Source organism: Ramlibacter sp. G4-7 (genome assembly GCF_057784995.1).
Genome location: NZ_JBYNTT010000012.1, coordinates 23,619 through 49,098 on the forward strand (window position 1 = coordinate 23,619; position 25,480 = coordinate 49,098).

25 protein-coding genes and 5 tRNA genes are annotated in these 25,480 nt (G+C 68.6%); 15 read left to right on the plus strand and 15 right to left on the minus strand.

All coding sequences use genetic code 11. The features are described from left to right. Positions 1-3: 3 nt before the first annotated feature. Positions 4-738, minus strand: coding sequence for a DNA-formamidopyrimidine glycosylase family protein (locus AC3EGR_RS17025; RefSeq protein WP_488547696.1), 735 nt, complete (start codon positions 736-738; stop codon positions 4-6). A 49-nt stretch (positions 739-787) separates the two neighbouring features. Here AC3EGR_RS17025 and AC3EGR_RS17030 point away from each other — a divergent pair, with 49 nt between their 5' ends. Both AC3EGR_RS17030 and AC3EGR_RS17035 read left to right on the plus strand, forming a co-directional pair. Next, entirely contained in the window at positions 788-1,846 is a 1,059-nt protein-coding gene (locus AC3EGR_RS17030) for an aldo/keto reductase (protein ID WP_488547697.1), read from the plus strand. Positions 1,847-1,849: 3 nt separating this feature from the next. After that, positions 1,850-2,344, plus strand: coding sequence for an aminoacyl-tRNA deacylase (locus tag AC3EGR_RS17035; protein WP_488547698.1), 495 nt, complete (start codon positions 1,850-1,852; stop codon positions 2,342-2,344). A 3-nt stretch (positions 2,345-2,347) separates the two neighbouring features. Here the strand turns inward: AC3EGR_RS17035 and AC3EGR_RS17040 are convergent, their stop codons facing one another. Together AC3EGR_RS17040 and AC3EGR_RS17045 are read right to left on the minus strand one after the other, a co-directional pair. Next, a complete protein-coding gene (locus AC3EGR_RS17040) occupies positions 2,348-3,568 on the minus strand; it encodes a DUF5666 domain-containing protein (RefSeq protein WP_488547699.1) in 1,221 nt (406 codons plus the stop codon). Beyond that, positions 3,561-4,484, minus strand: coding sequence for a DUF6502 family protein (locus AC3EGR_RS17045; RefSeq protein ID WP_488547700.1), 924 nt, complete (start codon positions 4,482-4,484; stop codon positions 3,561-3,563). The genes AC3EGR_RS17040 and AC3EGR_RS17045 overlap by 8 nt, the downstream gene beginning before the upstream one ends. Before the next feature lie 147 nt (positions 4,485-4,631). Between AC3EGR_RS17045 and plsY the strand changes: the two genes are divergently transcribed. After that, a complete protein-coding gene (gene plsY, locus AC3EGR_RS17050) occupies positions 4,632-5,261 on the plus strand; it encodes a glycerol-3-phosphate 1-O-acyltransferase PlsY (protein WP_488547701.1) in 630 nt (209 codons plus the stop codon). Positions 5,262-5,331: 70 nt separating this feature from the next. Here plsY and AC3EGR_RS17055 read toward each other — a convergent pair whose 3' ends face one another. The 3 genes from AC3EGR_RS17055 to AC3EGR_RS17065 all read right to left on the minus strand — a co-directional run bounded on the left by AC3EGR_RS17055 (position 5,332) and on the right by AC3EGR_RS17065 (position 8,074). Then, positions 5,332-6,855: an MFS transporter gene (locus tag AC3EGR_RS17055; protein WP_488547845.1), complete on the minus strand. Its 1,524-nt coding sequence runs from the start codon at positions 6,853-6,855 to the stop codon at positions 5,332-5,334. A gap of 84 nt (positions 6,856-6,939) precedes the next feature. Next, the gene (locus AC3EGR_RS17060; RefSeq protein WP_488547702.1) at positions 6,940-7,578 is read right to left on the minus strand and encodes a retropepsin-like aspartic protease family protein; all 639 of its coding nucleotides are present in this window, start codon (positions 7,576-7,578) and stop codon (positions 6,940-6,942) included. A 10-nt stretch (positions 7,579-7,588) separates the two neighbouring features. Continuing rightward, positions 7,589-8,074: a YajQ family cyclic di-GMP-binding protein gene (locus AC3EGR_RS17065; protein WP_488547703.1), complete on the minus strand. Its 486-nt coding sequence runs from the start codon at positions 8,072-8,074 to the stop codon at positions 7,589-7,591. Positions 8,075-8,125: 51 nt separating this feature from the next. Here AC3EGR_RS17065 and murB point away from each other — a divergent pair, with 51 nt between their 5' ends. Next, complete coding sequence (gene murB, locus AC3EGR_RS17070) at positions 8,126-9,166, plus strand: UDP-N-acetylmuramate dehydrogenase (protein ID WP_488547704.1); 1,041 nt, start codon at positions 8,126-8,128, stop codon at positions 9,164-9,166. A gap of 34 nt (positions 9,167-9,200) precedes the next feature. Here murB and AC3EGR_RS17075 read toward each other — a convergent pair whose 3' ends face one another. The 7 genes from AC3EGR_RS17075 to AC3EGR_RS17105 all read right to left on the minus strand — a co-directional run bounded on the left by AC3EGR_RS17075 (position 9,201) and on the right by AC3EGR_RS17105 (position 13,976). Continuing rightward, on the minus strand, positions 9,201-9,563 hold the full coding sequence (locus AC3EGR_RS17075; RefSeq protein WP_488547705.1) for an SPW repeat domain-containing protein: 363 nt from the start codon (positions 9,561-9,563) through the stop codon (positions 9,201-9,203). A gap of 110 nt (positions 9,564-9,673) precedes the next feature. Further along, positions 9,674-10,027, minus strand: coding sequence for a hypothetical protein (locus AC3EGR_RS17080; RefSeq protein ID WP_488547706.1), 354 nt, complete (start codon positions 10,025-10,027; stop codon positions 9,674-9,676). A gap of 2 nt (positions 10,028-10,029) precedes the next feature. Next, positions 10,030-10,848 carry a hypothetical protein gene (locus AC3EGR_RS17085; protein WP_488547707.1) on the minus strand — a complete coding sequence of 273 codons (819 nt, stop codon included), beginning with the start codon at positions 10,846-10,848 and terminating at the stop codon, positions 10,030-10,032. A 134-nt stretch (positions 10,849-10,982) separates the two neighbouring features. Continuing rightward, positions 10,983-12,308 carry an argininosuccinate synthase gene (gene argG / locus AC3EGR_RS17090; protein WP_488547708.1) on the minus strand — a complete coding sequence of 442 codons (1,326 nt, stop codon included), beginning with the start codon at positions 12,306-12,308 and terminating at the stop codon, positions 10,983-10,985. Positions 12,309-12,319: 11 nt separating this feature from the next. After that, positions 12,320-12,637 carry a pyrimidine/purine nucleoside phosphorylase gene (ppnP, locus tag AC3EGR_RS17095; protein ID WP_488547709.1) on the minus strand — a complete coding sequence of 106 codons (318 nt, stop codon included), beginning with the start codon at positions 12,635-12,637 and terminating at the stop codon, positions 12,320-12,322. Positions 12,638-12,744: 107 nt separating this feature from the next. Beyond that, complete coding sequence (locus tag AC3EGR_RS17100; protein WP_488547710.1) at positions 12,745-13,524, minus strand: glycine zipper 2TM domain-containing protein; 780 nt, start codon at positions 13,522-13,524, stop codon at positions 12,745-12,747. A 95-nt stretch (positions 13,525-13,619) separates the two neighbouring features. After that, entirely contained in the window at positions 13,620-13,976 is a 357-nt protein-coding gene (locus tag AC3EGR_RS17105) for an ArsC family reductase (RefSeq protein ID WP_488547711.1), read from the minus strand. A gap of 33 nt (positions 13,977-14,009) precedes the next feature. Between AC3EGR_RS17105 and folC the strand changes: the two genes are divergently transcribed. From folC to AC3EGR_RS17160, 11 genes are all read left to right on the plus strand, one after another. After that, positions 14,010-15,305: a bifunctional tetrahydrofolate synthase/dihydrofolate synthase gene (gene folC / locus AC3EGR_RS17110; protein ID WP_488547712.1), complete on the plus strand. Its 1,296-nt coding sequence runs from the start codon at positions 14,010-14,012 to the stop codon at positions 15,303-15,305. Between the two features lie 9 nt (positions 15,306-15,314). After that, the gene (locus AC3EGR_RS17115; protein ID WP_488547713.1) at positions 15,315-16,067 is read left to right on the plus strand and encodes an SPOR domain-containing protein; all 753 of its coding nucleotides are present in this window, start codon (positions 15,315-15,317) and stop codon (positions 16,065-16,067) included. After that, positions 16,067-16,555, plus strand: a complete 489-nt coding sequence (locus AC3EGR_RS17120; RefSeq protein ID WP_488547714.1) for a CvpA family protein — start codon at positions 16,067-16,069, stop codon at positions 16,553-16,555. The genes AC3EGR_RS17115 and AC3EGR_RS17120 overlap by 1 nt, the downstream gene beginning before the upstream one ends. A 16-nt stretch (positions 16,556-16,571) precedes the next feature. Then, positions 16,572-18,080: an amidophosphoribosyltransferase gene (gene purF, locus AC3EGR_RS17125; RefSeq protein ID WP_488547715.1), complete on the plus strand. Its 1,509-nt coding sequence runs from the start codon at positions 16,572-16,574 to the stop codon at positions 18,078-18,080. A 54-nt stretch (positions 18,081-18,134) separates the two neighbouring features. After that, positions 18,135-19,346, plus strand: coding sequence for an O-succinylhomoserine sulfhydrylase (locus AC3EGR_RS17130; RefSeq protein WP_488547716.1), 1,212 nt, complete (start codon positions 18,135-18,137; stop codon positions 19,344-19,346). Next, positions 19,343-20,725 (plus strand): glutamate--tRNA ligase, encoded by a 1,383-nt coding sequence (gene gltX, locus AC3EGR_RS17135; RefSeq protein WP_488547717.1) that lies wholly within the window; start codon positions 19,343-19,345, stop codon positions 20,723-20,725. The genes AC3EGR_RS17130 and gltX overlap by 4 nt, the downstream gene beginning before the upstream one ends. A 35-nt stretch (positions 20,726-20,760) precedes the next feature. Continuing rightward, positions 20,761-20,836: transfer RNA gene (locus AC3EGR_RS17140), tRNA-Ala, on the plus strand. Between the two features lie 30 nt (positions 20,837-20,866). Continuing rightward, positions 20,867-20,942: transfer RNA gene (locus AC3EGR_RS17145), tRNA-Glu, on the plus strand. Positions 20,943-20,989: 47 nt separating this feature from the next. Further along, positions 20,990-21,066, plus strand: a tRNA-Asp gene (locus tag AC3EGR_RS17150). A gap of 83 nt (positions 21,067-21,149) precedes the next feature. Continuing rightward, a tRNA-Glu gene (locus AC3EGR_RS17155) sits at positions 21,150-21,225 on the plus strand. Between the two features lie 47 nt (positions 21,226-21,272). Continuing rightward, a tRNA-Asp gene (locus AC3EGR_RS17160) sits at positions 21,273-21,349 on the plus strand. Between the two features lie 111 nt (positions 21,350-21,460). Here the strand turns inward: AC3EGR_RS17160 and AC3EGR_RS17165 are convergent. Further along, a complete protein-coding gene (locus AC3EGR_RS17165) occupies positions 21,461-22,813 on the minus strand; it encodes an alpha/beta hydrolase (RefSeq protein WP_488547718.1) in 1,353 nt (450 codons plus the stop codon). A gap of 8 nt (positions 22,814-22,821) precedes the next feature. After that, a complete protein-coding gene (locus AC3EGR_RS17170; RefSeq protein WP_488547719.1) occupies positions 22,822-25,347 on the minus strand; it encodes an alpha/beta hydrolase in 2,526 nt (841 codons plus the stop codon). Positions 25,348-25,480 lie beyond the last annotated feature (133 nt).

Consider the following 25,480-nt stretch of genomic DNA (forward strand, 5'->3'; position numbering starts at 1 on the left):
CCATCACTCGTACAGCACCTGGCAGTTATCGCACCAGAAGCTGCGCCGGTTGCTGCGTCCCAGGTGCGCCTTCTGCAAGGGAATCAGGCAGCGCGGGCAGGTCCGCTTCGTGTGCGCCAGCCAGTGCTTCTTGAGCACGAACTGCTTCTTCCACTCGTAGAAATCGAAGCTGTACTGGCGCGCCTCGCGCACGAGCTCGCGCAGCTTGGCGGCCGGCAGCGCGCCCACGGTCGACAGCGGGTGCACCCGGATGCGGAACAGCACCTCGTTCTTGATGATGTTGCCCACGCCGGCGAACAGGTCCTGGTCCAGCAGCGCGTCGCACACCAGCATGGCCGGCGCGGACTTCAGGCGCTTGAGCGCGAGCTTCTCGTCCCAGTGCTCCGACATGACGTCGGCCCACCAGTCGTAGACCAGGTCCAGCGGCTCCTCGATGAAGCGCACCGAGCAGGCGTACAGGTTGATCTCGCCCACGTCGAACCCGAGCGACAGCCGCGGCACCGCCCAGCTCTTGGCCTCGTTGATGCGGTAGCTGCCGAACAGCATGAAGTGCACCTTCAGGCTGAAGTCGGGCAGTTCGACCAGGAAGTGCTTGCCCCAGCTGCGGAAGGCCTCCACCTTCTGGTCCTGCAGCCGTTCCTTCTCGATCGTCGTGTTGCCGGAGACCCGCCGGATGGTGTGCCCGAGGAAGGGAGTGACCTGTTCTTTGAGGATGACGATCGAAGGACCTTCCGGCATCCCGCTAATATGCTCGACCGACCCCTCACATCGTCAACGCTGTAACTCCATGCAAACCATCCAGCTCGGCCAGAGCGACCTGCGCGTCACCCCCATCTGCCTGGGCACCATGACCTTCGGCGAGCAGGTGGACGAAGCGCACGCGCACGCCATCCTCGATCGCGCCGTGGAGCGCGGCATCAACTTCCTGGACACCGCGGAGATGTACTCCGTGCCCCCGCGTGCCGAAACCTTCGGAGCCACCGAGACCATCATCGGCCGCTGGTTCGCTGCGCGTCCCGGCCTGCGGCAGAAGCTGGTGCTCGCGACCAAGGTGGCCGGGCCGTCGCGCGGCATGCCCTGGGTGCGCGCGGGCCAGGGGCTCACGGGCGCGGACATCGTCGCGTCCTGCGAAGGCTCGCTCAAGCGCCTGCAGACCGACGTCATCGACCTGTACCAGATCCACTGGCCCGAGCGCCACGTCCCCAGCTTCGGCGACATCTACTACCGGCCGGAGAAGGAGACCAGCAGCACCTCGATCCACGAACAGCTGCAGGCCTTCCAGAAACTGGTGCGCGCCGGAAAGGTGCGCGCCATCGGCCTGTCCAACGAGACGCCCTACGGGGTGCACGAGTTCGTGCGGCTGGCGGAGCAGTACGATCTGCCGCGCGTGGCGACGGTGCAGAACCCGTACGCGCTCACCAGCCGCTTCCTGGACAACGGCCTGGACGAGACCATGCACCGCCTGGGCGTGTCGCTGCTGGCGTATTCGCCGCTGGCCTTCGGCGCGCTCACCGGCAAGTACGACGCAGGCGGCCTCGATGCGCCCGAGGTGCGCGAAGGACGCCTGTCCAAGTTCGAGCGCATGCGCAACCAGCGCTGGGCGCGCCCCGACGCGCTGGCAGCCGCGCGGCGCTACAACGCGCTGGCGCGCAAGCACGGGCTCACGCCCACGCGCTTCGCGCTCGCCTGGTGCTACGGCAACTGGCGCGTGGCCAGCACCATCATCGGCGTGACCTCGCTGGCGCAGCTGGAGGAAGACCTGGACGCCTGGGGCACGCAGCTGTCGCCCGAGCTGCTCGCCGAGGCCGACCAGATCCGCTGGGAGATCCGCGACCCGGCGGCCTGAGGCATGGCGAAGAAGGAGCACGTCAGCGAAACGCCGGCCACCGCCTTCCTGCGGGCCAACGGCGTCGCCTTCAGCGAACACCCTTACGAGTACGTGGAGCACGGCGGCGCGCAGCACAGCGCGCAGGTGCTGGGCCTCGACCCGTTCACGGTGGTCAAGACGCTGGTAATGGAAGACGAGAAGGCGCGGCCGCTGCTGGTGCTGATGCACGGCAACCGCAAGGTCTCCACCAAGAACCTCGCGCGGCAGATCGGCGCGAAGTCGGTGGAGCCCTGCCAGCCGGAAGTGGCCAACCGCCACAGCGGCTACCTCGTGGGCGGCACCTCGCCCTTCGGCACGCGCAAGAAGATGCCCGTCTACATCGAGGAGAGCGTCCTCGCGCTGCCGCGCATCGTGCTCAATGGCGGCCGGCGCGGCTACCTGGTGGGCATCGCCCCGCAGGTCTGCGTCGACCTGCTGGAGGCGAAGCCGGTGCGCTGCGCGCTCGAAGAGGCGTGAGCCTCAGGCGTTGAAGTCGATCTCCGTCGCCTCGGGGTTGCCCGTGCCCGTGCTGGGCAGCGTGGCGCGCACGCGCACGTTGGCGCCGTTGGCCAGGTTGGCGGCGATGGTGCCGTCCTTCTCGGCGGTCGTGCCCGGCGTGTAGTGGAAGGTCACGCCGCGCACGACGAAGGTGTGCGCCGAGGTGTCCAGGGCCGAGACCGTGCCGCGCACGTCGACCTTGCGGTCCTCGTTCTCGTTTTCCAGCTCGAACTTGCGCGCCACCAGCACGCCGTTGACGAACTGGCCTTCGACTTCCACGCGCTGGCCGGCGGCCGGAACCGCGCCGGCCGGCAATTGCGAAACGTCGATGACGATGCCGTTGACCGTGAGCACGCTGCCGTTCTGCACCAGGATGCCTTCGACCTCGGCCTCGTTGCGGTCCTCCACCTGCGGCGCCTGGCGCAGGTCGATGCGGTTGACGGGCCACTCGCCGCCGGCGTTCTTCACCGTCTGCGTGCGCACGCGCACGAACTGCCCGTTGGCCAGCGGCGTGGTCGGCAGCCGCGTGGCCCCCGCATAGTTGAACGTCGCGGTGCCGATGCGGAAGGTCTTGGCCACGGTGTCGAGGCCGGCGATCACGCCGCGGACCTTGAATTCGCCGGCCGCGCCTTCGCGCTCGATGCGCGTGGCGGTGATGGCGCCGCTTGCGTCGGCAAAGCCCGAAACCTCCAGGATGTCGCCCACGGCGATCGTCGCGAAGCTGGTGCCGTCGAACACGGTGGCCGCATCGACCTTCACGGTCTGGCCGAACACCACCAGCGTGTCCGGCGCGGTCTTGGACTCGACCGGTCCCTTCAGCTGGCTTTCCACGCTGATCGCGGTGGCCGTGGCACTGGGGAGGTCGTCGCCGCTGCCAGCCCGGCGCGGCCCTGCCTGGATGCGCACGACCATGCCCAGGCGCAGGTCCTGCGGGGAGAGCACCTTGGCCTCGTCGTCGTCGTCCGCGACGCGGGCGGCGTTGTCCTCGAAGCGCACGCCGTTGACGATCACCGAGCCGAAGCCGGTGATGCGGCCGGCCGTGAACGAACCCGTGCCGCCGGTGTCGACGCCGGCGATGCCGCCACCCCCGCCGCCGCCCCCGCAGGAGGGCAGCACCACGATACCGGCACCAGCGAGCAGGGCGACCAGGACACTGCGCCGCGGGATGGGCTGCGCTTCGGACAGGCGATAGTATTCACTCACGGTGGTTCTCCTTGAAGCGGCGGGTGGGCGGCTGCGGGGCGTCCGGTGGGGACGCCATCGCATCCGTATAGGCGAAGAGGCCGATGCGCATGCGCTGCGCCGCGACGCGGCCGGCGGCCTTGTCGGCGTCGATCAGCGCCTGCAGCGTCGGCGCCAGGGTGTGAAGGAGGCGCTGCCACTCTGCGGTGACGAGCGCCCGTGCCTCTCCCAGCGAGGCCTCCGACAATTCATCCGCGAACAGCGCCTGCTCGAAGTGGCGGCTGCCGTCGGCCAGCACGTTGTCCACCGCCGCGGCCAGGTGGTCGCCGACGTTGGCTCCGAGGAAGGCCAGCATGCGGTCGCGATCCTCGCGCGGCACGAAGGCGCTGCGCAGCAGGTGCACGTGCGTGCCGGCTTCGTCCAGGCGGGCCAGCCCCAGGCGCGAGAGCTCTTCCAGCAGCGTGCGGGGATGCACGTCGCGCGTCACCGAGTTGGCCAGGCTGTCGAAGCTGGGAGCGGGCCCTTGCACCGGCAGCGCCAGCGGCAGCTTGTCCTCGCCCTGCAGCGCCCGATCGGTCAGCCAGCGCGTGAACACCTGCGTGGCCGGCGCCGGCCGGGCGGACCCCGGATCGCCCTTGGGGGGCTGCAGAAGGCGGGTGACTTCGCGGCGGTTGATGCCGGTCGCGGCGCTGATGCGGCTCACGGCGCGGTGCGGCGCGACCCCGGGGTGCGCCGCGCGCGCCGCCTCGACGAAGCCGTGCTTGAGCACTTCGGCCACGTCCGCGAACGGCACGCCGCGGCCGACGGCCAGGCGCGCGACCTGCCGCAGCAGCGCGCGGCAGGCGTCGAGCAGCGCCCGCTGCACCAGCGGCGGCGCGCCGTTGGCCGGCGGCTCGCCTGCGAGGCCGGGAGTGTCGGGAGCAACGCGCAGGTCCATGGGAGCGACTGTGAAATGTGCAAATCGCCCAGTCAAGAAAAAATGTGCAAGAAGCACAGATACATTGAGGCTGAGTTGGACACGCTGCCCGGCCGTCGCTGCAATACCCGCTGGCACAATGCAGCCCGTAAAAGAGGAGGAGGCGGCATGGATGCGTGGATTTCGCCGGCCGCGGTGGTGGCGGCTTATCTGCTCGGGTCGCTCGCGTTCGCGGTGCTCGTGAGCAAGGCGATGGGCTTGTCGGACCCGCGCACCTTCGGCAGCAGGAACCCCGGCGCCACCAACGTACTGCGCTCGGGCAGCAAGGCCGCGGCGATCGTCACGCTGCTGCTCGATGCCATGAAGGGCTTCGTGCCCGTGGTGCTGGTGCGGGTCTTTGGCGCGCGCTACGGCTTGCATGCAGACACGCTGGCGCTCGTCGCGGTCGCCGCTTTCGTGGGCCACCTCTATCCGGTGTTCTTCCGCTTCCAGGGCGGCAAGGGCGTGGCGACCTTCATCGGCGTGGTGTTCGGCATCCACTGGCTGCTGGGACTGGCGACCGCGCTCACCTGGATCATCATCGCCTTCTTCTTCCGCTACTCCTCGCTCGCATCGCTGGTGGCGGCGGCGTTCGCGCCGGTGTACTACCTGTTCGGCGACCGGCTGGCCTGGTATGCGGAACGTCCGGTCGCGGTGGCGCTGTTCGTGATGGCCCTGCTGCTCGCCTGGCGCCACCGGGCGAACATCGAGCGCCTCATGGCAGGCAAGGAATCACGGCTGGGGGCGAAGAAGGCCTGAGCTGCCGTGCCGGGGTCGACCCGGCACGCACGCAGCGCTGGATTGCGGGGCGAGCCCGCAATGACCTCGCCTATTCCTGTTCGATGAGGAAGCGCGACACGCGCGGCGGCTCGGCGCCGATGTGGAACGCCAGCCGCCGGTCGCGCAGCGCCACGTCGTCGGCGCTGATGCGGTCGAAGCGGCGCAGGTGCTCCGTCCACGAGGCGTCGACGATCTGCTCCACGTAGCGGCCCGGCTCGTACAGGTCGTGCAGCAGCTGCCAGTCGAGCGCGCCCTGGCGCATGCGGCTGCGGCGGCTCTCCTCCATCAGGGCCAGGAATTCGGGCGCACGGGCCGGGTCGATCTGGTATTCGACGCGCAACTGGATGCGGCCGGCCCGCGGCGGCTCGGCCATCTCGGGCACCTTGAGCACGCGCGAGGGCGTGTGGTCTTCCTCGGTGCCGCGGTCCACCACCATGCGCTGCGCGATCGCCATGGTGGCGATGCCGGTGGCGGCGGCGATGGCCAGCGCCGCCTGGATGCTGGTCCAGGTCGCGACCTGGCCCCACAAGGCGGCACCCGCGGCCGTGGAGCCCATGAGCGCCATCTGGTAGATCGACATGCCGCGTGCCCGCACCCAGTCCGGCAAGGCCATCTGCGCGGCGACGGTCAGCGAGTTGGCCACCGTGATCCACGCCGCGCCGGCAATCACCATGCCCGGCACCGCCAGCCAGATGTTGGGCGAAAACACGACGGCCACCGCAGCCAGCGCCTGCAGCGCGGTGCCCACCAGCACGCGCGGCTGCAGGGGCAGCCAGCGGCGGATCTGCGGCATCGTCAGGGCGGCGACGATCGCGCCGGCTCCCATCGAGGCCAGCAGCACGGTGAAGGTCCCCGCCGTGCCGCCCGGCAAGGCGCGGGCCACCAGCGGCAGCAGTGCGAGCAGGGCGGTGGAGTGCAGGAAGAACAGCGCGATGCGCAGCAGGACCGAGCGCATCCGGCTGGACTGGCGCACGTACTGCACGCCCACGCGCATGGCGCTGGCCAGCGGCTCGCGGCCCAGCGGGCTTTCCTGGTGCACGCGCCGCCAGCGCATGATCGTGATCCCCGCCAGGATGGACAGCGTCGCATTGAGCACGAACACGTAGGCGCTGCCCAGGCTCGCGATCACCGCGCCGGCCACCAGCGGGCCGATGATGCGCGAGGCGTTCATCGCCACGCCATTGAGCGCCAGGGCCTGGGCGAGCTGCGGCCGCGGCACGATCTCGGGAATGATCGCCGCGAACACCGGCCAGCGCATGGCCAGGCCGATGCCGTTGGCGAAGGTCAGGGCCAGCAGCAGCGGCGCCGTGAGCCGGTCCAGCAGGATGACGATGCACAGCAGCGTGGCGATCGCCGCCACCCAGAACTGCGTGGCCATGAAGTAGCGCCGGCGGTCCACGGTGTCCGCGAGCGCGCCGCTGGGCAGGCCGAGGAGGAACACGGGCAAGGTGGAGGCGCTCTGCACCAGCGCGACCCACAGGGGCGAGGGGCCGAGCGTGGTCATCAGCCAGGCCGAGGCCACGTCGTTCATCCACATGGAGGTGTTGGCCGCCATCCAGGTGAACCACAGCATGCGGAACACGGGGGCGCGCAAGGGCTCCAGCGCACTTTCTCGCGGCCGCGCCTCGCGCGGCCCGGGGTACTCGGAGTCGCGCAACTAGTAACGTCTCTCCAGCACCAGCTGGTCGTTGAGGCGCGTCATCTGGAAGCGGCTGAGGAAGCTGTTGCCCAGGAGGATGTGGCCGTTGATGTCCGGCAGCACCGCGGCATCGACGTCGTACACCTCGACGTCGCCCACGCGCACCGAGGTCAGCTTCACGCTGTAGACGTTGACCTGGCCGTTGGCGGTGTTGCCGCGCCCCAGCTGGCCCTTGCGGTAGTCGATGCCCAGGCGCTCGGCATCCGCCACGCCCATCGCCACGGCGGTGGCGCCGGTGTCGACCATGAACTGCGCCGCGCGGCCGTTGATCGCGCCCTGGGTGGTGAAGTGCCCGCCGCTGCCGGCCGACAGCACGATCTTGTTGCCCTTGGGCGCGGCCGTGGCGCCGACCGCCAGGGGCGCATCGCCCACGCGCATCGTCTGGCGCTGCCCGCCCACGTCCAGCACGGCCTGGTCGCCGGCCGTGGAGAGCACCTTCACCCCCTGCCAGGTCTCGCCGGCGGCGACCGCCTTGGGCGCACCACCGTCGACCACCAGCAGGGCCTTGGCGCCCAGCATGCCTTGCAGCGTGACGGATTGCGCGGCAGCGGCCCCGGCCGCGAGCGCCAGCGCGGCGGCGAGCAAGCACTTGTTCATGGCTCTCCCTTCAGTCCCGGAAATTCGTGAAGGTCAAGGGTAGCTCTGCCATCTCCTTGCGCACAAGGGCCATCGTCGCCTGCAGGTCGTCCTTCTTGGCGCCGGTGACGCGCACCGAATCGCCCTGGATCGAAGCCTGGACCTTCAGCTTGCTGTCCTTGATGAGCTTTTGCAGCTTCTTGGCGTGTTCCGACTCGATGCCGCTGCGCACCTTGATGACCTGCTTGACCTTGTCCCCGCCCGCCTTCTGGACCTCGCCCTTGTCCAAAAACCGCACATCCACGTTGCGCTTGGCCAGCTTGCCGACCAGGATGTCCATCACCTGCTGCAGCTGGAAGTCGGCATCGCCGGTCAGGATGATCTCCTTGTCCTTGACCTCGATGGCGGCCGCCGTGCCCTTGAAGTCGAACCGGGTTCCGATCTCCTTGGCGGTGTTTTCCACGGCGTTCTTCACTTCCACCATGTTGGGATCGCACACGGTATCGAACGACGGCATATGGGATGTCCTCCTGCACAGCCGGGGGGCGGCTTGGTCCACAATTCTCCCATGATCGTCGAGACCAACGCGCCGCTGCAGCCGTACAACACCTTCGGCATCGTCGCGCGCGCGCGGACCCTGGTGCGGGTGAAGGGCGCCGCGGACGTCCACGCCGTGCTGGCCCACCCGGCGCTGTCCACCGAGCCCAGGTTCGTGCTGGGCGGCGGCAGCAACATCGTGCTGACCGGCGACGTCAAGGCCGTGGTGCTGAAGGTGGAGGTGCCCGGGCGCACCGTGCTGGAGGACGGCCCCAAGGGCACGCTGATCGAATTCGGGGCCGGCGAGAACTGGCACGAGGCCGTGACCTGGACCATCGAGCAGGGCTTCGGCGGCCTGGAAAACCTGGCGCTGATCCCGGGCACGGTGGGGGCCTCGCCGGTGCAGAACATAGGCGCCTACGGCATCGAGCTGCAGGACCGTTTCGAGTCGCTGGACGCCATCGACCTGATGACGGGACGGGAGTTCACCCTGGATGCGACGCAGTGCGCCTTCGGCTACCGGGACTCGGTGTTCAAGCATTCACCGGCGCGCGACAGCGACTTCGGCCTGGCCGGCCGCGCCCTCATCCTGCGCGTGCGTTTCCGCCTGCCCAAGCCCTGGAAGCCCGTGCTGGGGTACCTGGACCTGCAGCGCAAGGTGACCGAGACCGGGATCACGCATCCGGACGCGCGCCAGATCTACGACTGGGTCTGCGCCGTGCGCAGCGCCAAGCTGCCCGACCCGCGCGTGATCGGCAACGCCGGCAGCTTCTTCAAGAACCCGACCGTCACGCCGGAGCAGTGCCAGGACATCATCGCCCGCGACCCCGGCATCGTGCACTACCCCATGCCCGATGGCAGCATCAAGCTGGCGGCGGGCTGGCTGATCGACGCCTGCGGCTGGAAGGGCAAGTCGGTCGGCCAGGCCGGCGTCTACGAGAAGCAGGCCCTGGTGCTCGTCAACCGCGGCGGCGCCACAGGAGGCGAGGTGGTCACCCTGGCCCGGGCGATCCAGACCAGCGTCTACGAGCGCTTCGGGATCCGGCTGGAGCCGGAACCGGTGGTCGTCTGAGGCGCGGCGGCTGGGCGCCCGCGCTGGCAGGCTGCTAACCGACGTTCCTTTCCCACCACCCGGCCAGCACGTCGTCGCTGGCAAGCACCCACAAGGCCAGGAAAGTGACGATGGCGCCGCAGGCCAGCGCGTTCTGCAGCGCCGTCCGCACGCCGTCGAATCCGAAGACGACCGGCAGCAGCATCAGCGCCACCCCCAGCACGATGTCGAGCCACTCCTCCCAGGCCTGGGAGAACTGCATCGCGCCGAGGCTGGTGGCCAAGAGCAGGGCGCCCACGGCCGTGGTGGTCGCCGTGGCGATCGTCACCGCATGGAAGCCGAGGATCCAGGGAGAGAGGACCAGCCAGACGCCGACCAGGGCATTGACGGGATCCTGCCAGTGCTTGACGCGTGCCATGCGGAACTCCTTTCGCCGCGCCGGCGGCTGTCCGAGGTGCGAATGGCCCATGGTAATCCCGGCGGCGCCGGCGCGCCAATGTCGACCGTGCCGTCTTTCTGCCGGCGGCGTTACAACGCCTGCGGCGGCTGCCGAGGCTGGAACAGCCGCGGTTCCTCGTCGAACGCCACCCACCCGAAGCGGTCGCACAGGCCCTGCACGAAGGCCGTGTAGTCGCTGCGCAGCGAGCAGCGCAGGGCGAGGAAGGCCCCCGTGGACGGGTCGTCGTGCAGCCGGAATTCCACCCACCCCGCCTCGACATCGGCTGCGGCCTGGGTCTGCGAGGTCCAGCGCAAGCCCGGCACGGCTTCGTCCAGCGCCGCCGCGGATTCCGCCGTGGGAAGCGGCAGCACGGCGGCCCGGTCCAACGCGTCCGGGCGCAGCGGCAGCTTCGCCGGCTTCAGGAACGTATAGGACGCCGCCACGCTCAGCGCCGATAGAAGTCCTGCACCGTCTCCCACGCCACCGTCTGCAGGTGCCGCGCCACCGACGGGTCGAGACCTGCCGTGTACGACGATCCCACGGGGGAGCGCTTGAACAGTGCCGCGTAGCTCGTCGCCGCCGCGAGGTAGGTGCCGGCCAGGCTGGGATGGCGCTTGTCGGCGACGTAGAGGTTCACGTCCGGACGCTGCGCGATCGAGCGGGCGAAGGCCAGGCCGGCGGGGATCACGAAAGCGTCGTTGTTGTTGGCCTCGCGCGTGTAGGCCTCGGCTAGTTGCGCCGTCATCTCGGGCTTGTCCTGGTAGGCCCAGGACATAAAGTACACGGGCTTGGCGCCATGCCTGCGGAAGGTGTCCGCATTGATCTTCGCGTACTTGACGAACACCGGCGCGAGCTGCGGGTGGATCGGGCACTGGCTGCAGTCCATCACGATCGCCACGTCGAACAGGCGGTCCAGCTTGTTGAAGGTGACGTTGTTGTTCGCGTCGAAGGAATAGGCGCCCAGCGCATTCGGCCGGAAGTAGGACTCGGCGTCGTGCCAGTCGAAGCCGGAGCCGCTGATGGTCACCGAGGTCGCGCGATGGCGAAAGCCGGGCATGCCGGCGGCGACGAACTGCCCCACGTGCCCGTGCATGCTGTTGTTGTAATAGAAGAAGCTGTTGCCGATCCACAGGGCGGACGACGGATCGGTGATGCCCGCGTCGGTGAGCCTGGGTCGCACCGGCGTCTGGGCGCACGCCGTTGCGGCGACCGCGACGAGCAGGGTGGCGAGCAGGCGCAGGACGCGCGAGGGAAGGCGGCGCATGTTGTCTCCGGTTGTTGGTGTGCCGCCGGCGAGGATAAGCGGCGGACGCGCGGCGGCGAGCGCGGGAAATCCAGGGGGCGCCCAACAAAAAAAAGGGCGACCCCCGGTCGCCCCTTCGCACGTGCCGCGATCGCCTATTCGAGCGAAGGCAGGGGCGCGTCGCCGCTCGTGGTGAGCAGCCCGGTGCGCGCGTAGATGCCCAGCTTCGCACGGGTGTCCGTGATGTCCAGGTTGCGCATGGTCAGCTGGCCGATGCGGTCCTTGGGCGTGAACGGCGCGTTCTCCACCTTCTCCATGGACAGGCGTTCCGGCGCGTAGGTGAGGTTGGGCGACTCGGTGTTCAGGATCGAGTAGTCGTTGCCGCGGCGCAGCTCCAGCGCGACTTCGCCCGTCACCGCGCGCGCCACCCAGCGCTGCGCCGTCTCGCGCAGCATGATGGCCTGCGGATCGAACCAGCGCCCCTGGTACAGCAGCCGGCCGAGGCGGCGGCCGTTGTCGCGGTACTGCTCGATGGTGTCCTCGTTGTGGATGCCGGTCACGAGGCGCTCGTAGGCGATGAACAGCAGCGCCAGGCCCGGGGCCTCGTAGATGCCGCGGCTCTTGGCCTCGATGATGCGGTTCTCGATCTGGTCGCTCATGCCCAGGCCGTGGCGGCCGCCGATGCGGTTCGCTTCGAGGAACAGCTCCACCGGGTCGTCGAAGCTCTTGCCGTTCAGGGCGACCGGCTGGCCTTCCTCGAAGCGCACGCGCACTTCCTCGGCCTTCACGGCGACCTCGTCCTTCCAGAAGGCGACGCCCATGATGGGGTTGACGATCTTGATGCCCGAATTGAGCTGCTCCAGGTCCTTGGCCTCGTGCGTGGCGCCCAGCATGTTGGAGTCGGTCGAATACGCCTTCTCCGCCGACATCTTGTAGCCGAAGCCGGCGGCCGTCATGAACGCGGACATCTCCGCGCGCCCGCCCAGTTCGTCGATGAAGGCCTGGTCCAGCCAGGGCTTGTAGATGCGCAGCGACGGGTTGGTCAGCAGCCCGTAGCGGTAGAAGCGCTCGATGTCGTTGCCCTTGAAGGTACTGCCGTCGCCCCAGATGTGGACATCGTCCTCCTTCATCGCGGCCACCAGCATCGTGCCGGTCACGGCGCGGCCCAGCGGCGTCGTGTTGAAGTAGGTCAGGCCGCCGGTGGAGATGTGGAAGGCGCCGCACTGCAGGGCGGCGATGCCCTCGTGCGCGAGCTGCTTGCGGCAGTCCACCAGCCGCGCCTTCTCGGCGCCGTACTCCATCGCCTTGCGCGGGATCGCGTCGTAGTCGGGTTCGTCCGGCTGGCCCAGGTTGGCGGTGTAGGCGTAGGGGATGGCCCCCTTCTTGCGCATCCAGTGCAGGGCGGCGCTGGTGTCCAGGCCGCCGGAAAAGGCGATGCCGACCTTCTGGGCGAGCGGCAGGTTCTCGAGGATCGTGCTCATGGCGGTTCCGCTCAGCCGAAGTGGCAGACGTAGTGGTAGGCCTCGGTCACGCGGATCTCGAAGCTGGAGTTGCCCGGCACGGAGAACTTCTCGCCGGCCGAGGATTTCTTCCACTCGCTGCTGCCCGCGAGCTTGTACTCGCAGGAGCCGGCGACGCACTCCATGATCTCCGGCGCGCCGGTGTTGAAGGTCAGGGTGGCCGGCAGCACCACGCCGACCGATTTCTTCGTGCCGTCCGCCAGCGTGATGCCGTGGCTCACGCACTTGCCCTCGAAGTACACGTTGGCCTTGGTGGCGACGGACACGGCGTCCAATTTCTCGGTGGTCATGGGGAAGCTTCCGGGGAAACCCGCAATTTTAGGCGAGGCCGCCCGACCTTCCCGCGGGCATGAAAAAGGGCGCCCGCGGCGCCCTTGCGTGGCAGAGGCCGCAGCCCTCAATGGCGATGGCCGTGCCCATGCCCGCCGAACACGAAACCCAAGGACAGGCCGACCGGGAACACCGGGTAAGGGCGGTAGTAGGGATACGGGTAGGCGGGATACGCCGGGTAGGCCGCAGGGTAGGCGACCGGGTAGCCCGGGGGGTACGGCTGGGTGTAGACGACCTGCGGGCTTTGCACGACGACGGGGGTCTGCGCCGTCGCGACCGGCGTCGGCACCGTCACCTGCTGCGCGGGAGCCGCGACCTGCGCGGAGTGCTGCACCGGGGGCGCGACCACCACGCCGCCGCCGTTGCCCAGGGGCTGGGCGGGCTGCGCCTGCGCGAGCGTCTGCTGCAGCTGCACGCTGCGGCCCGGGTCGTAGGGCATGCGGGCGCTGTACTGCTGGCCCCGGTATTCGTAGACCACGTCGTAGCCGACCGTGCGGTTCTCGCTCACGTGTTCGGTGACGCACTGCGGATACGTCTGGGCGTAGCGCTGGTTCTGCGCCTCGACGTTGTTGCCGACGATCGCGCCCATGATGGTGCCCACCGCGATGGCGGCGGTGTTGCCGCTGCCCTGGCCGATCATGCTGCCGATGCCGGCGCCGGTGAGGCCGCCCACCACGGCGCCGCCGCCCGTGGTGGTGACTTGCGAGGGGCCGACGGGCTGGCAGATGGTGCGGGGCACCGCGACCTGCTGGATCACGGGGGTGCTGGAGAGGACGTTGCCGAATTCCTGCGCGGCGGCGCCGACGGCAGCCAGGCCCAGCGCGGCGAAAAGGAGGGTCTGTTTCATGGCAGGGACTCTTTGAACTACGGGTGCTGAAATCTTATGCACCCGCGGATGACCTTGCCAGCCTTTACGGTAAAGCCGTTGTAAACGGTCCTGGCTCAGGCATTTGTTCGCGCCTGCCAGGCGGCGCTGTCGAATCCGACCGTCGTCTGGCCGTCCGGCCACTCGACGACCGGACGCTTGATGATGCTCGGCTGCGACAGCATCAGCGCCCGTGCGCCGGCCTCGTTGCCGGAGCGCAACTGGGTGGCCTCGTCCAGTTTGCGCCAGGTCGTGCCCTGGCGGTTCAGCAACTTCTCCCAGCCGGCCGCGCGCAACCATGCGTCCAGCCGCTGCGGCGGCACGCCCTGCTTCTTGAAGTCGTGGAACGTGTACTCCACGCCCTGGTCTCCCAGCCAGGCGCGTGCCTTCTTCACCGTGTCGCAGTTGGGGATGCCGTAGAGGGTGATCGCCATGCGCCGGATGATAGATCGCGCCGGCGCGGGACAATGCGGGGCATGAAAGAACTCGGCGAATGGCTCGCGCACTGCGAGCGGCTGCACCCCCGGACCATCGACATGGGGCTGGCCCGCGTGCACGAGGTGCGGGAACGCCTGCAACTGCGTTTCGACTGCCCGGTGGTGACGGTGGCGGGCACCAACGGCAAGGGATCGACCTGCGCGATGTTCGAGGCCATCGCCCTGCAGGCCGGCTACCGCACCGGCGTGTACACCTCGCCGCACCTGGTGCACTTCGAGGAACGCTGCCGCATCGCCGGCGAGATCGTGCGCGGCGACGCGCTGGTGCCGCACTTCGAGCGGGTCGAAGCGGCCCGCCAGGGCGTGACGCTCACCTATTTCGAGTTCACCACGCTGGCGATCCTGAGCCTGATGGCGGCCAGCAACCTGGACGTCGCGATCCTCGAGGTCGGCCTGGGCGGCCGGCTGGACGCGGTGAATGCGATCGACACCGACTGCGCCATCATCACCAGCATCGACCTGGACCACATGGAGTACCTGGGAGCGGACCGCGAGAGCATAGGGCGCGAGAAGGCCGGCATCCTGCGCGAAGGCAAGCCGGCCATCGTCAGCGACCCGATGCCCCCGCACTCGATCCTGCAATACGCCGGCGCGCTCGGCGCCGACCTGTGGCTGCTGGGGCGCGACTTCAACTTCTCCGGCGACAAGCAGCAGTGGGCCTGGGCTGGCCGCGGGCGCCGCTACCCGGGCCTGGCCTATCCGGCCTTGCGCGGCGCCAACCAGTTGCTCAATGCCTCCGGCGTGCTGGCCGCGCTGGAAGCGCTGCGCCCGCGCCTGCCGGTGACGGCGCAGGCGATCCGCAACGGCCTGGCCATGGTGGAACTGCCCGGGCGCTTCCAGATCGTGCCCGGCCAGCCCACCCTGGTGCTGGACGTGGCGCACAACCCGCATTCGGTGGCCGCGCTCACCGCCAACCTCGACGCGATGGGCTTCTATCCCGCCACCCATGCCGTGTTCGGGGCGATGGGCGACAAGGACCTCGCGCCGATGCTCGCGAAGATCGCGCCGCTGGTGGACCGGTGGTATTTCACGGACCTGCCCACGCCGCGCGCGGCCGGCGCGCAGGAACTCGCCCGGCGCTGGCAGGCCGTGCCGGGCCGGCGCGACGTGCCCGTGAGCACCCACACGAACGCGCAGGCCGCGCTCGACGCCGCGGTGGCCGCTGCAGAGCCGGCTGATAGAATCCTCGTGTTCGGATCGTTCTACACCGTGGGCGGCGTGCTGGAGAAAGGCATCCCCCGTCTCGCCGCCAGGCACCTCGGCTGACCCTCACCCATGGCCTTGTTCAAGTCGCGCAAGAAAAAGGTCGACGAGCCGGTGGCCGTTGCCGCTCCCGCCGAAAGCATCGAGGTGATGCGCCGCCGCGCGAAGCATCGCCTGATCGGCGCCGTGGTGCTGGTGCTCGCCGGCGTGATCGGCTTCCCCCTGCTGTTCGACACCCAGCCGCGGCCCGTCGCCGTGGACATCCCCATCGAGATTCCCGACCGCACCAAGGTCAAGCCGCTGCCGCCCTTGCCGCCGCAGCCGCCCGCCGCTGGCAAGGTCAGCCCCGCACCCGTGGCCCCGACCGCATCCGCGGCGTCGGAACCTGCGGCCGTGATCACCGAATCGAAAGCCGAGGCGGGCGTGGCGCCGGTGCAGAAGCCCGAAGCCAAGCCTGCCCCTGCCGAAAAGGTGGCCAGGAGCGAGCCGCCGGAGAAGAAGCCGGAACCCAAGGCCGAACCCAGGACGAGTGACAGCGCCAAGGCGCACGCGCTGCTCGAAGGCAAGTCGGTGACCACGGCCGACGCGGCCACCGGCGCGCGCTACGTGGTGCAGGTCGGCGCCTTCGCCGAAAAGGGCAAGGCGCGGCAGGTCCAGCAGAAGCTGGAGCGCGCGGGACTGAAGAACTACACCAACGTGGCCGAGACGAAGGACGGCACCCGCATCCGCGTGCGTGCGGGCCCGTTCGCGTCCCGGGCCGAGGCGGACAAGGCCGCCGAGAAGATCAAGGGGCTGGATTTGCCGGCCGCCGTCCTCACCCTGTAGTGGCGACGCTCGACTGGGTGGTGCTGGCCCTGCTCGCAGCATCGGTGCTGCTGGGCCTGTGGCGCGGCCTCGTGTATGAAGTACTGTCGGTGCTGAACTGGTTCTCGGCCTTCGTGCTGGCGCAGTGGCTGGCGCCGCGGGCGGCTGCGTTGATGCCGCTGAGCCGCGCTGGCGAGGCGATCCAGTACGCTGCGGGTTTCGTGGTGGTGTTCATCGCCGCCCTGTTCGCCGGCGGGCTGCTGGTGTGGATCACCAGCAAGCTGGTGGCCGCGGTGGGGCTGCGGCCCATCGACCGCGTGCTCGGTGGGCTGTTCGGGGTGGTCCGCGGCGTGGTGGCCATCCTGGCGCTGGCCGTGGTGGTGCACCTCGCCGGCCTGGACAAGGGCCCGTGGTGGACGGAATCGAGGACGGCCGGCGTTGCGACGACGGCCTTGCGCGGATTGAAGCCGGTGGTGCCCGACCGTTTTGGCGCGTACCTGCCGGCCTGAAGAAAGCGGACGAACTATGTGCGGAATCGTGGGGGTCGTCAGTCCGGCCCCGGTGAACCAACTGATCTACGACGCCTTGCTGCTGCTGCAGCACCGCGGGCAGGACGCCGCGGGCATCGTCACGCTGCTGGGCCGCAAGGTCTACATGCACAAGGCCAAGGGCATGGTGCGGGACGTGTTCCGCACCCGCAACATGCGCGCCCTGCCAGGCAATGCGGGGCTCGGCCAGGTGCGCTACCCCACGGCGGGGAACGCGCACAGCGAGGAAGAGGCCCAGCCCTTCTACGTGAACGCGCCCTTCGGCATCACGCTGGCGCACAACGGCAACCTGACCAACGCGCAGGCGCTCAAGGCGGAGCTGTTCAGCGCCGACCACCGCCACATCAACACCGAGAGCGACACCGAGGTGCTCGTGAACGTGTTCGCGCACGAACTGGAACGCACCACGCGCGGGCTGCCGCTCACGCCGCAGGACGTGTTTTCGGCGGTGGGCAACGTGCACCGGCGCATCCGCGGCTCCTACGCGGTGGTGGCGCTGATCGCCGGCCATGGCCTGCTGGCCTTCCGCGACCCCTACGGCATCCGTCCGCTGTGCTTCGGCCGCAGCGCCGACGGCACCGTGATGGTCGCCAGCGAGTCGGTCTCGCTGGAAGGCACGGGCCACGTGTTCGAGCGCAACATCGCGCCGGGCGAAGCGGTGTTCGTGGACATGCAGGGCAACGTGCACACGCGCCAGTGCGCCGAGCACCCGCAGCTGTCGCCCTGCATCTTCGAATTCGTGTACCTCGCGCGTCCGGACTCCGTGCTCGATGGCATCTCGGTCTACCAGGCGCGCCTGAATCTCGGGGAGACGCTCGCCAAGCGCGTGGTCTCCACCGTGCCGCCCAGCGAGATCGACGTGGTGATCCCGATCCCGGAGTCCAGCCGCCCGAGCGCCATGCAGCTCGCCCACCTGCTGGGGCTGCCCTACCGCGAAGGCTTCGTGAAGAACCGCTACGTGGGCCGCACCTTCATCATGCCGGGGCAGGCGGTGCGCAAGAAATCCGTGCGGCAGAAGCTCAACGTGATCCAGAGCGAATTCAAGGGCCGCAACGTGCTGCTGGTGGACGACTCCATCGTGCGCGGCACGACCTCGCGCGAGATCGTGCAGATGGCGCGGGACGCCGGTGCCCGCAAGGTGTACCTGGCCAGCGCGGCGCCGCCCGTTCGCTTTCCCAACGTGTACGGCATCGACATGCCCACGGCTTCCGAGCTCGTCGCGCACGATCGCACGGTCGAGGAGATCCGCGAGATCATCGGCTGCGACGCGCTGATCTACCAGGACGTGGAGGGCATGAAGAACGCCATCGGCAAGCTGAATCCGCAGCTGAGCGGCTTCGACGCGTCCTGCTTCGACGGCGTGTACGTCACCGGCGACATCAACGCCGAGGACATCGCCCGGATCAACGAGGCGCGCATCGGCCAGGAAGACCCGCTGGAAGAAAACACCACGCGCCTCGCCATCCCCAATCCGCAAGAGGCCTAGCAATGGCCCACCGACGCGCTGGAGGACGAGCGCCCTGCGCTCTGGAAGACTAAAGTGAAGACCAAGACTTTGCCCGAAGGACTGCACCGCGACACGCTGGCGGTGCGCGCGGGCCTGCCCGCGAGCCAGTGGGGCGAGAACTCCGAGGCGCTGTACCTCACGAGCGGCTTCGTGCAGCCCGACGCGGAGACCATGGCGTACCGCTTCGCCAACCCGCAGGAAGGCTACACCTACGGCCGCACCTCCAACCCCACGGTGACCGGCTTCGAACTGCGGCTGGCCGCCATGGAAGGCACGGAGGCGGCGATCGCCACGTCCACGGGCATGGCGGCCATCCTGCTCCTGGGCATGGGCGTGCTGCGCGCGGGCGACCACGTGGTCTGCTCGCGCTCGGTCTTCGGCTCCACCCTGAACCTGTTCGCCAAGGAATTCGGCAAGTTCGGCGTGGACTCCACCTTCGTGTCGCAGGTCGACCTGCAGCAGTGGAAGGCCGCCGTGAAGCCCAACACCAAGCTGCTGTTTGCCGAGACGCCGACCAACCCGCTCACCGATGTGTGCGACATCGCGGCGCTGGCGGATATCGCCCACACCGCGGGCGCCCTGCTGGCTGTGGACAACGCTTTCGCCTCGCCCGCGTTGCAGCGGCCGGTGGAGCTCGGCGCGGACTTCATCATCCACTCCGGCACCAAGTACCTCGATGGCCAGGGCCGCGTGATGGCGGGCGCCCTGTGCGGCCCGAAGAAGTGGATCGTCGACGTGTTCGCGCCCATCGTGCGCACGGCCGGCATGACGCTCGCGCCTTTCAATGCCTGGGTGGTGCTCAAGGGCCTGGAGACCTTGGGCATCCGCATGCAGGCACAGGCCGCCAACGCCCTGGAGATCGCGCGCTTTCTGGAAGCGCATCCCAACGTGAGCCGTGTGTATTACCCCGGGCTGGAGTCGCACCCGCAGCACGCCCTGGCCATGAAGCAGCAATCCGGCATCGGCGGCGCGGTGGTCTCCTTCGACGTGAAGGGCGCCGACCCCGCCACGCTGCGCCGCAATGCGTTCGCCGTCATCGACAGCTCGCAAGTCATGAGCATCGCCACCAACCTCGGCGACACGAAAAGCATCATCACGCATCCCGCCACCACCTCGCATGGGCGGCTGACGGAGGAGCAGCGGCAGGCGGCCGGCATCGGCCAGGGCCTGATCCGGCTGGCAGTCGGCCTGGAACACGTCAACGACATCAAGGCGGACCTGCTGCGCGGTCTCGACAAGCTGTGAAAGTTCGCACCCGATTCGCTCCGTCGCCGACGGGCTTCATCCACCTCGGCAACATCCGCTCGGCCCTCTACCCGTGGGCGTTCGCGCGTTCGCAGGGCGGCACTTTCATCCTGCGCATCGAGGACACCGACACGGAGCGGTCCTCGCAGGAGGCGGTGGACGTCATCCTCGAAGGCATGCAGTGGCTGGGCCTGGAGCACGACGAAGGCCCGTTCTACCAGATGCAGCGCATGGACCGGTACCGCGAGGTGCTGGAGGAGATGAAGGCCAAGGGCCAGGTCTACCCCTGCTACATGAGCGTGGCGGAACTGGACGCGCTGCGCGAGCGGCAGATGGCCAGCAAGGAGAAGCCGCGCTACGACGGCACCTGGCGGCCCGAGCCGGGCAAGACGCTGCCGGCCGTCCCCGAGGGCGTGCAGCCGGTCTGGCGCTTCCGCAACCCGATCGGCGGCACCGTCGAATGGGACGACAAGGTCAAGGGCCACATCTCGATCGCCAACGACGAACTCGACGACCTGGTGATCGCGCGGCCCGACGGCACGCCCACGTACAACTTCTGCGTGGTGGTCGACGACATCGACATGCAGATCACGCACGTGATCCGCGGCGACGACCACGTGAACAACACGCCGCGCCAGATCAACATCTTCCGCGCGCTCGGCTACGAGCCGCCCGTGTTCGCGCACCTGCCCACGGTGCTCAACGAGCAGGGCGAGAAGATGTCCAAGCGGCGCGGTGCGCAGCCCGTGACCTGGTACCGCGACCAGGGCTTCCTGCCCGACGCCATGGTGAACTACCTGGCGCGCCTGGGCTGGTCGCACGGCGACGACGAGATCTTCAGCCGCGAGCAGTTCCTGCAGTGGTTCGACCTGGACCACCTGGGGCGCAGCGCCGCCCAGTTCGACGAGGCCAAGCTGCGCTGGGTGAACGCCCAGCACCTGAAGGCGATGGCGGACGACGACCTGGCCCTGATCGTCGCCGGCCTGCTCGAGCAGCGCGGGGTGGCGCCCGACGCGCGACTGCCCGCGATCTGCGGCCTGTTCAAGGACCGCTGCGAGACCACGCTGGTGCTGGCCGACTGGGCACAGCGCTTCTACCAGCCCGTGACGCCGAACGCCGACGAAGTGGCGAAACACATCCATGAAGGCGTGCGGCCGGCGATCTCCATGCTGGCGCGCATGCTCGAAGGCTGTCCCTGGACGCGCGAGGACATCGCCGAGGCCGTCAAGGAAACCCTGCGTGCCACCGGCCTCAAGATGCCGCAGCTGGCCATGCCCGTGCGCGTGCTGGTGATGGGCACGGCGCAGACGCCGTCGCTGGATGCTGTCCTTGCGCTGTCACTGCGCGAGCGTGTGCTCGAGCAGCTGCGGAGCGCCTGAATTTCAGTGTAGAATTCGAGGCTCGACACCTGCGAGGGGGTATAGCTCAGCTGGGAGAGCGCTTGCATGGCATGCAAGAGGTCAGCGGTTCGATCCCGCTTACCTCCACCACCAGATGTCGAACGGTTCGTCCAAGGTTTTGACCCTATCGTCTAGAGGCCTAGGACATCACCCTTTCACGGTGAGTACCGGGGTTCGAATCCCCGTAGGGTCGCCAAGTTTTGCCGCACTTGCATTCGAAAGAGTGGAACGCGGCAGCCACGCGGAGTGGTAGTTCAGTTGGTTAGAATACCGGCCTGTCACGCCGGGGGTCGCGGGTTCGAGTCCCGTCCACTCCGCCAGAGGTTTTCCCAGGAAACGGGCCCCACGAAGGCCCGTTTTCTTTGGGCGGGGCCATGCCTCGCCCTTGCCAGTTTTCGGCCCCGACCCTATCGTCTAGAGGCCTAGGACATCACCCTTTCACGGTGAGTACCGGGGTTCGAATCCCCGTAGGGTCGCCAGTTCGTGCCGCGCTCGCATCCGCCAGGATCGAGGCCGGCAGCCACGGGGAGTGGTAGTTCAGTTGGTTAGAATACCGGCCTGTCACGCCGGGGGTCGCGGGTTCGAGTCCCGTCCACTCCGCCAGAGGTTCCACGCAGGGGCCGGCCCGTTCGGGTCGGCCCTTTTTGTTTTCCTGACAGGCCGACTGCGCCCAGCGCGCGCGTCCGCCCCTATCCGCCTGGTGCAGCGGATCGCCTACTTCGCGAGCCCCGCCGGCTTCGGGTCGGCGGCGGCTGTCTTGCCTCCGCTGCCGCCGGCCCCGTCGATTCCCGGCAGGGCGGTCGTGAAGCGGTCCTCGATGAAGCCCTGGATGGTGGGGCGGATGATGTTGGGCGCCTTGAACACGCCGTAGTGCGCCCCCGCATCGGGGAAGTGCGCGAAGATCGCGCCCGGCACCTGTTCGGACGCCTTCCTGGCGTTCTCCACCATCAGCCACATGTCGGTGTCCACGTGCACGACCAGGGTGCGCGCCTTGATCCGCTTGAGCTCCTTGTTGATGTTGTACGAGAAGCCCGCGTTGTTGCGGTACCAGTAGTCGACCGGGTCCTCGTTCTTCGTGCGGTTGATGTAGGTCTGGGTCTCGTCACCCTTGGGCTCCCAGTAGAAGACCTCCTTCTGCAGCGTGGACCAGGGCGTCGCCGAGCGCACGGGGAAGGTGTAGCCCGTGAGCTGCAGCGCAGACCACATGAACTCGAGGCCGCGCTTGGGATGCTTTTCCTCCGGCAGGTCGTAGTAGTTGCCGCCGGTCTGCCGCCACACGGGATCGGATTCGATCGCCGCCTGGCCGAGGCGGAAGGTCCACTGGCCGACCGGATCGTCGCCGTCGGAGGCGGTCGTTCCGCCGATCGGCATGATGGCCTTCACATAGCCGCTGGGCGAGTACATGACGCCCCAGACCCAGCTTTGCGTCGCGCCCATGGAGACACCCGTGGCGACCTCGACCTGCGCCACCTTCAGGTGGTCGCGCAGCAGCTGGTAGTTCGCCTGCACCATGTCGAAGTAGCTGTATTGCGGGAACCTGCGCCCCAACCCCGCCGAGGGCTTGGCCTCGCCCCACAGCCCCAGCGCATCGAGGAACACGACGTAGAAGCGCTCGGTGTCGATGGTGCGCCCCGGCCCGACGATGGGGCCGCCCGAGAACGCATTGGCCGGCTGGCCTTCGTACCAGGTGTTGTACATCCAGGTCGCGTCGCCCGAGTAGAAGGTGTTGATGATCAGCGCGTTGGTGATCTCGCCCCGGTCGTTGCGCCGGGGCGTGCCCACCGCGATGTAGCCCACCTTGAGCGGCGGCGCGCCCAGCGATTCGAGCGTCGTGCCGCCGGCGGCGCCGTTGCGCCACGCGTCCGGGCCCGCGTCCAGGTCGTACTTGCCGCCGATGCGGAAGTTCGGGATGGTGTAGTACTCCTTCTTCGCGTCCTGCGCCATGATCGACGAGGGCGGCGTGATCCGGTGCATCTTTGCCGCGTCGAAGGACTGCGCGGCAGCGGGCAGGCAGCACAGCGCCGCGGCGGCGAGTGCGAGGACCGTGCAGGTCGTGCGGATGGCCATGGGGCACCTCACTTGGCGAGACCGGCGGGTTTGCCGGCGGGGGCTTCGGCGGCGCCCGTGACCGCGGTCGTGCTGTTGACCAGGGCGTCGATCACGATGGGCGACGCGGTATCGACGCGCCGGTTCTTCAGGAAGTCGACCGTGTCGCGGGCGTACTCGTAAGGCACGTCGGTGTGGATGAAGTGCCCGACGCCGGGATAGACCTTGATCACCGGCGCATTGCCCGCGGCCGCCATGCGCTGCTGGAACGGCAGGATGATGCTCTTGGACAGGTCGGTCAGGCCATTGAGCGCGGTCCCGGGGATGAAGGGCTCCTTGGCGCCGAAGGCCAGGAACACCGGTGCCTTGATCTTCACCAGCTGCTTGTACAGGGACGCGGGGTCGTCCACGTTCAGCTCGGAACAGATCGAATACAGGTCGTAGATGAACATGAAGGACCACTGCTCGAACTCGGCCCGGTTGCCGGCGATCATCGCCACGCGCTGGTCGGTGTGCAGGCGCGCGTACTCCGAGTCCTCGAAGAAGTAGCCCGTGTTGGCCGCCACCGCGTTGCCGGCCGCGTCGCGCTTCTTGAAGTAGAAGAAGTCGCGCACGGCTTGCGGGCTGCGCTTGAGCTCGCCTTCCACCAGGCCCATCGGGTCGTAGGCGGCATGCCAGGCCTTCAGGTCGTAGGCGATGGACTTGTCGCAGATCGGCACGTCCTTGTCGCCCATGCGGAAGGTGCGCTGGTACTCCTCCAGGCCCGCGGGCGCTTCCAGCACCAGGCTTTGCACCGCCTCGGGATAGCGCAGCGCGTAGCCCATCACCGTCTGGCCGCCCAGCGAGTGGCCGTGGTAGTTCGCCTTCTTCACGCCCAGCTTGTCGACGATGAGGGCGTGGAATGCGTCGCGCACGTCGTTGAGCGTGCGCGTCATCGGCTTGTCCAGGTTGCCCGGCCCCGAGGTGCCCCACTGCGGCATGTCCGGCGCGATCACGCGGTAGCCGCGCTCCACCGCGTACTTGATCAGGTAGCCGTAGTGCGCGCCGAAGGCGCCCTTGCCATGGACGACGACCAGCACCGGCGGGTTCGCCGCCTTGCCGCAGTATTCGTCCATGTAGCCCAGTTCCCATTCGACGCCGCGCCTGTCCTTCACGCGCGCGAATTTCACGGGGAAGGGCGAGACCATGCCGGTCTTCCAGAAGGACTTGCCGGCGTCCGGCTGCATGTCGATCGTCGGGGTGCGGTAGTTCTTCGCCTCGCACACGATGTCCTTGTCGGCCAGGATGCCGGTCTCGTGCATGTAGGTGGTGAAGACGGGGTCGGGCTTGAGCACGTTGAGCGCCTTGAACACCGCGTAGTGCGCCGTCGGGTCGGACAGGGACACGTACTGCCCGCCGGGGATCGCGTCCGCGGCCGCCTGCGCCTTGTCGGAGATCAGCCACTGGTCGTTGTCAACGTGCACGACCAGCGTGCGCGCCTTCATCTGCGGCAGCAGCTTGTTCACGTTGTGGATCTCGCCGACCGTGTCGCGGTACCAGAGGTCCACGCCGTCGAAGATTTTCGCCAGGTTCTTCAGGTTGGCGCCGGCGCTCGCGCCCATGCGCGGATCGGGTTCCCAGGTGAACACTTCCTTGCCCACCGCCTCCCAGCCCAGGCTCTGGCGGTAGTTCAGGTCATAGCCGGTGATGGACAGCATCGACCAGTGGAACTCCACGCCCTTGTTCGGATGCTGGTCCTTGGGCAGCTTGTAGTAGTCGCCCTGGGTGGCGACCCACACCGGGTCGGATTCGAGGGCGGCCTTGGCGAGCTGGAAGGTCCAGGCGGCCACGGGTCCTTCACCGTCGGTGGCGCTGGCCCCGCCGATGGGCATCACGGCCGCGACCATCCCGGGATGCATCAGGCCCCAGTAATAGGCCTGGGTGCCGCCCATGGATGCGCCGGTGGCGAGCACCACGCGCGCAATCTTCAGGTGATCGCGCAGCAGCCGGTAATTGAGCTGCACGACGTCGTAGTAGCTGTAGACCGGGAACTTGCGGCCCAGGCCGTCGGAGGGCTTCGATGCCCCCCACAAGCCCAGGGCGTCGACGAACACCACGTAGAAGCGGTTCGTGTCGAACAGCAGCCCGGGGCCGACCAGCGCGCCGCCCGAGAACCCGTTGCCGGCCTGCCCCACGTACCAGTTGTTGTACATCGCCGTCGCATCGCCGGAGTAGTAGGAGTTGATGACGATGGCGTTGACGATCTCGCCCTTGTCGTTGCGCCGGGGCGTGCCCACCGCGATGTAGGCGGTGCGCGCCGGGGCGCCGCCCAGCGATTCGAGCGTCACGCCGTCGGGTGCGCCGTTCTCCCACGCCTTCGGGTCGGCGAGCTCGTACTTGCCGCCGATGCGGAAGTTCTTCACTTCGTAGCTCTGTTTCAGCCGGTCGAGGCCGGCGACCACCGAGCGTGGCGTCAGGGGCTCCTGGGCGTGTGCTGCGAGCAGCATCCAGAGCAGGGTGAGCAGAATGGCTGCGCGGCGCGCGAACGGGCCGCGGCACGAGGGATCTTGTCTCACGTGGACCTCCCCGATGTTCCGTCAAGGCTGGCCGGCCAGAGTGCGCCGCGGGGAGCGCGACCGCTAGTTGGACCAAGGGGCAGTACTGGCAGGGCGGCCATCCGGCGCAACATCGCGGCCGTGCCCTTGCTCG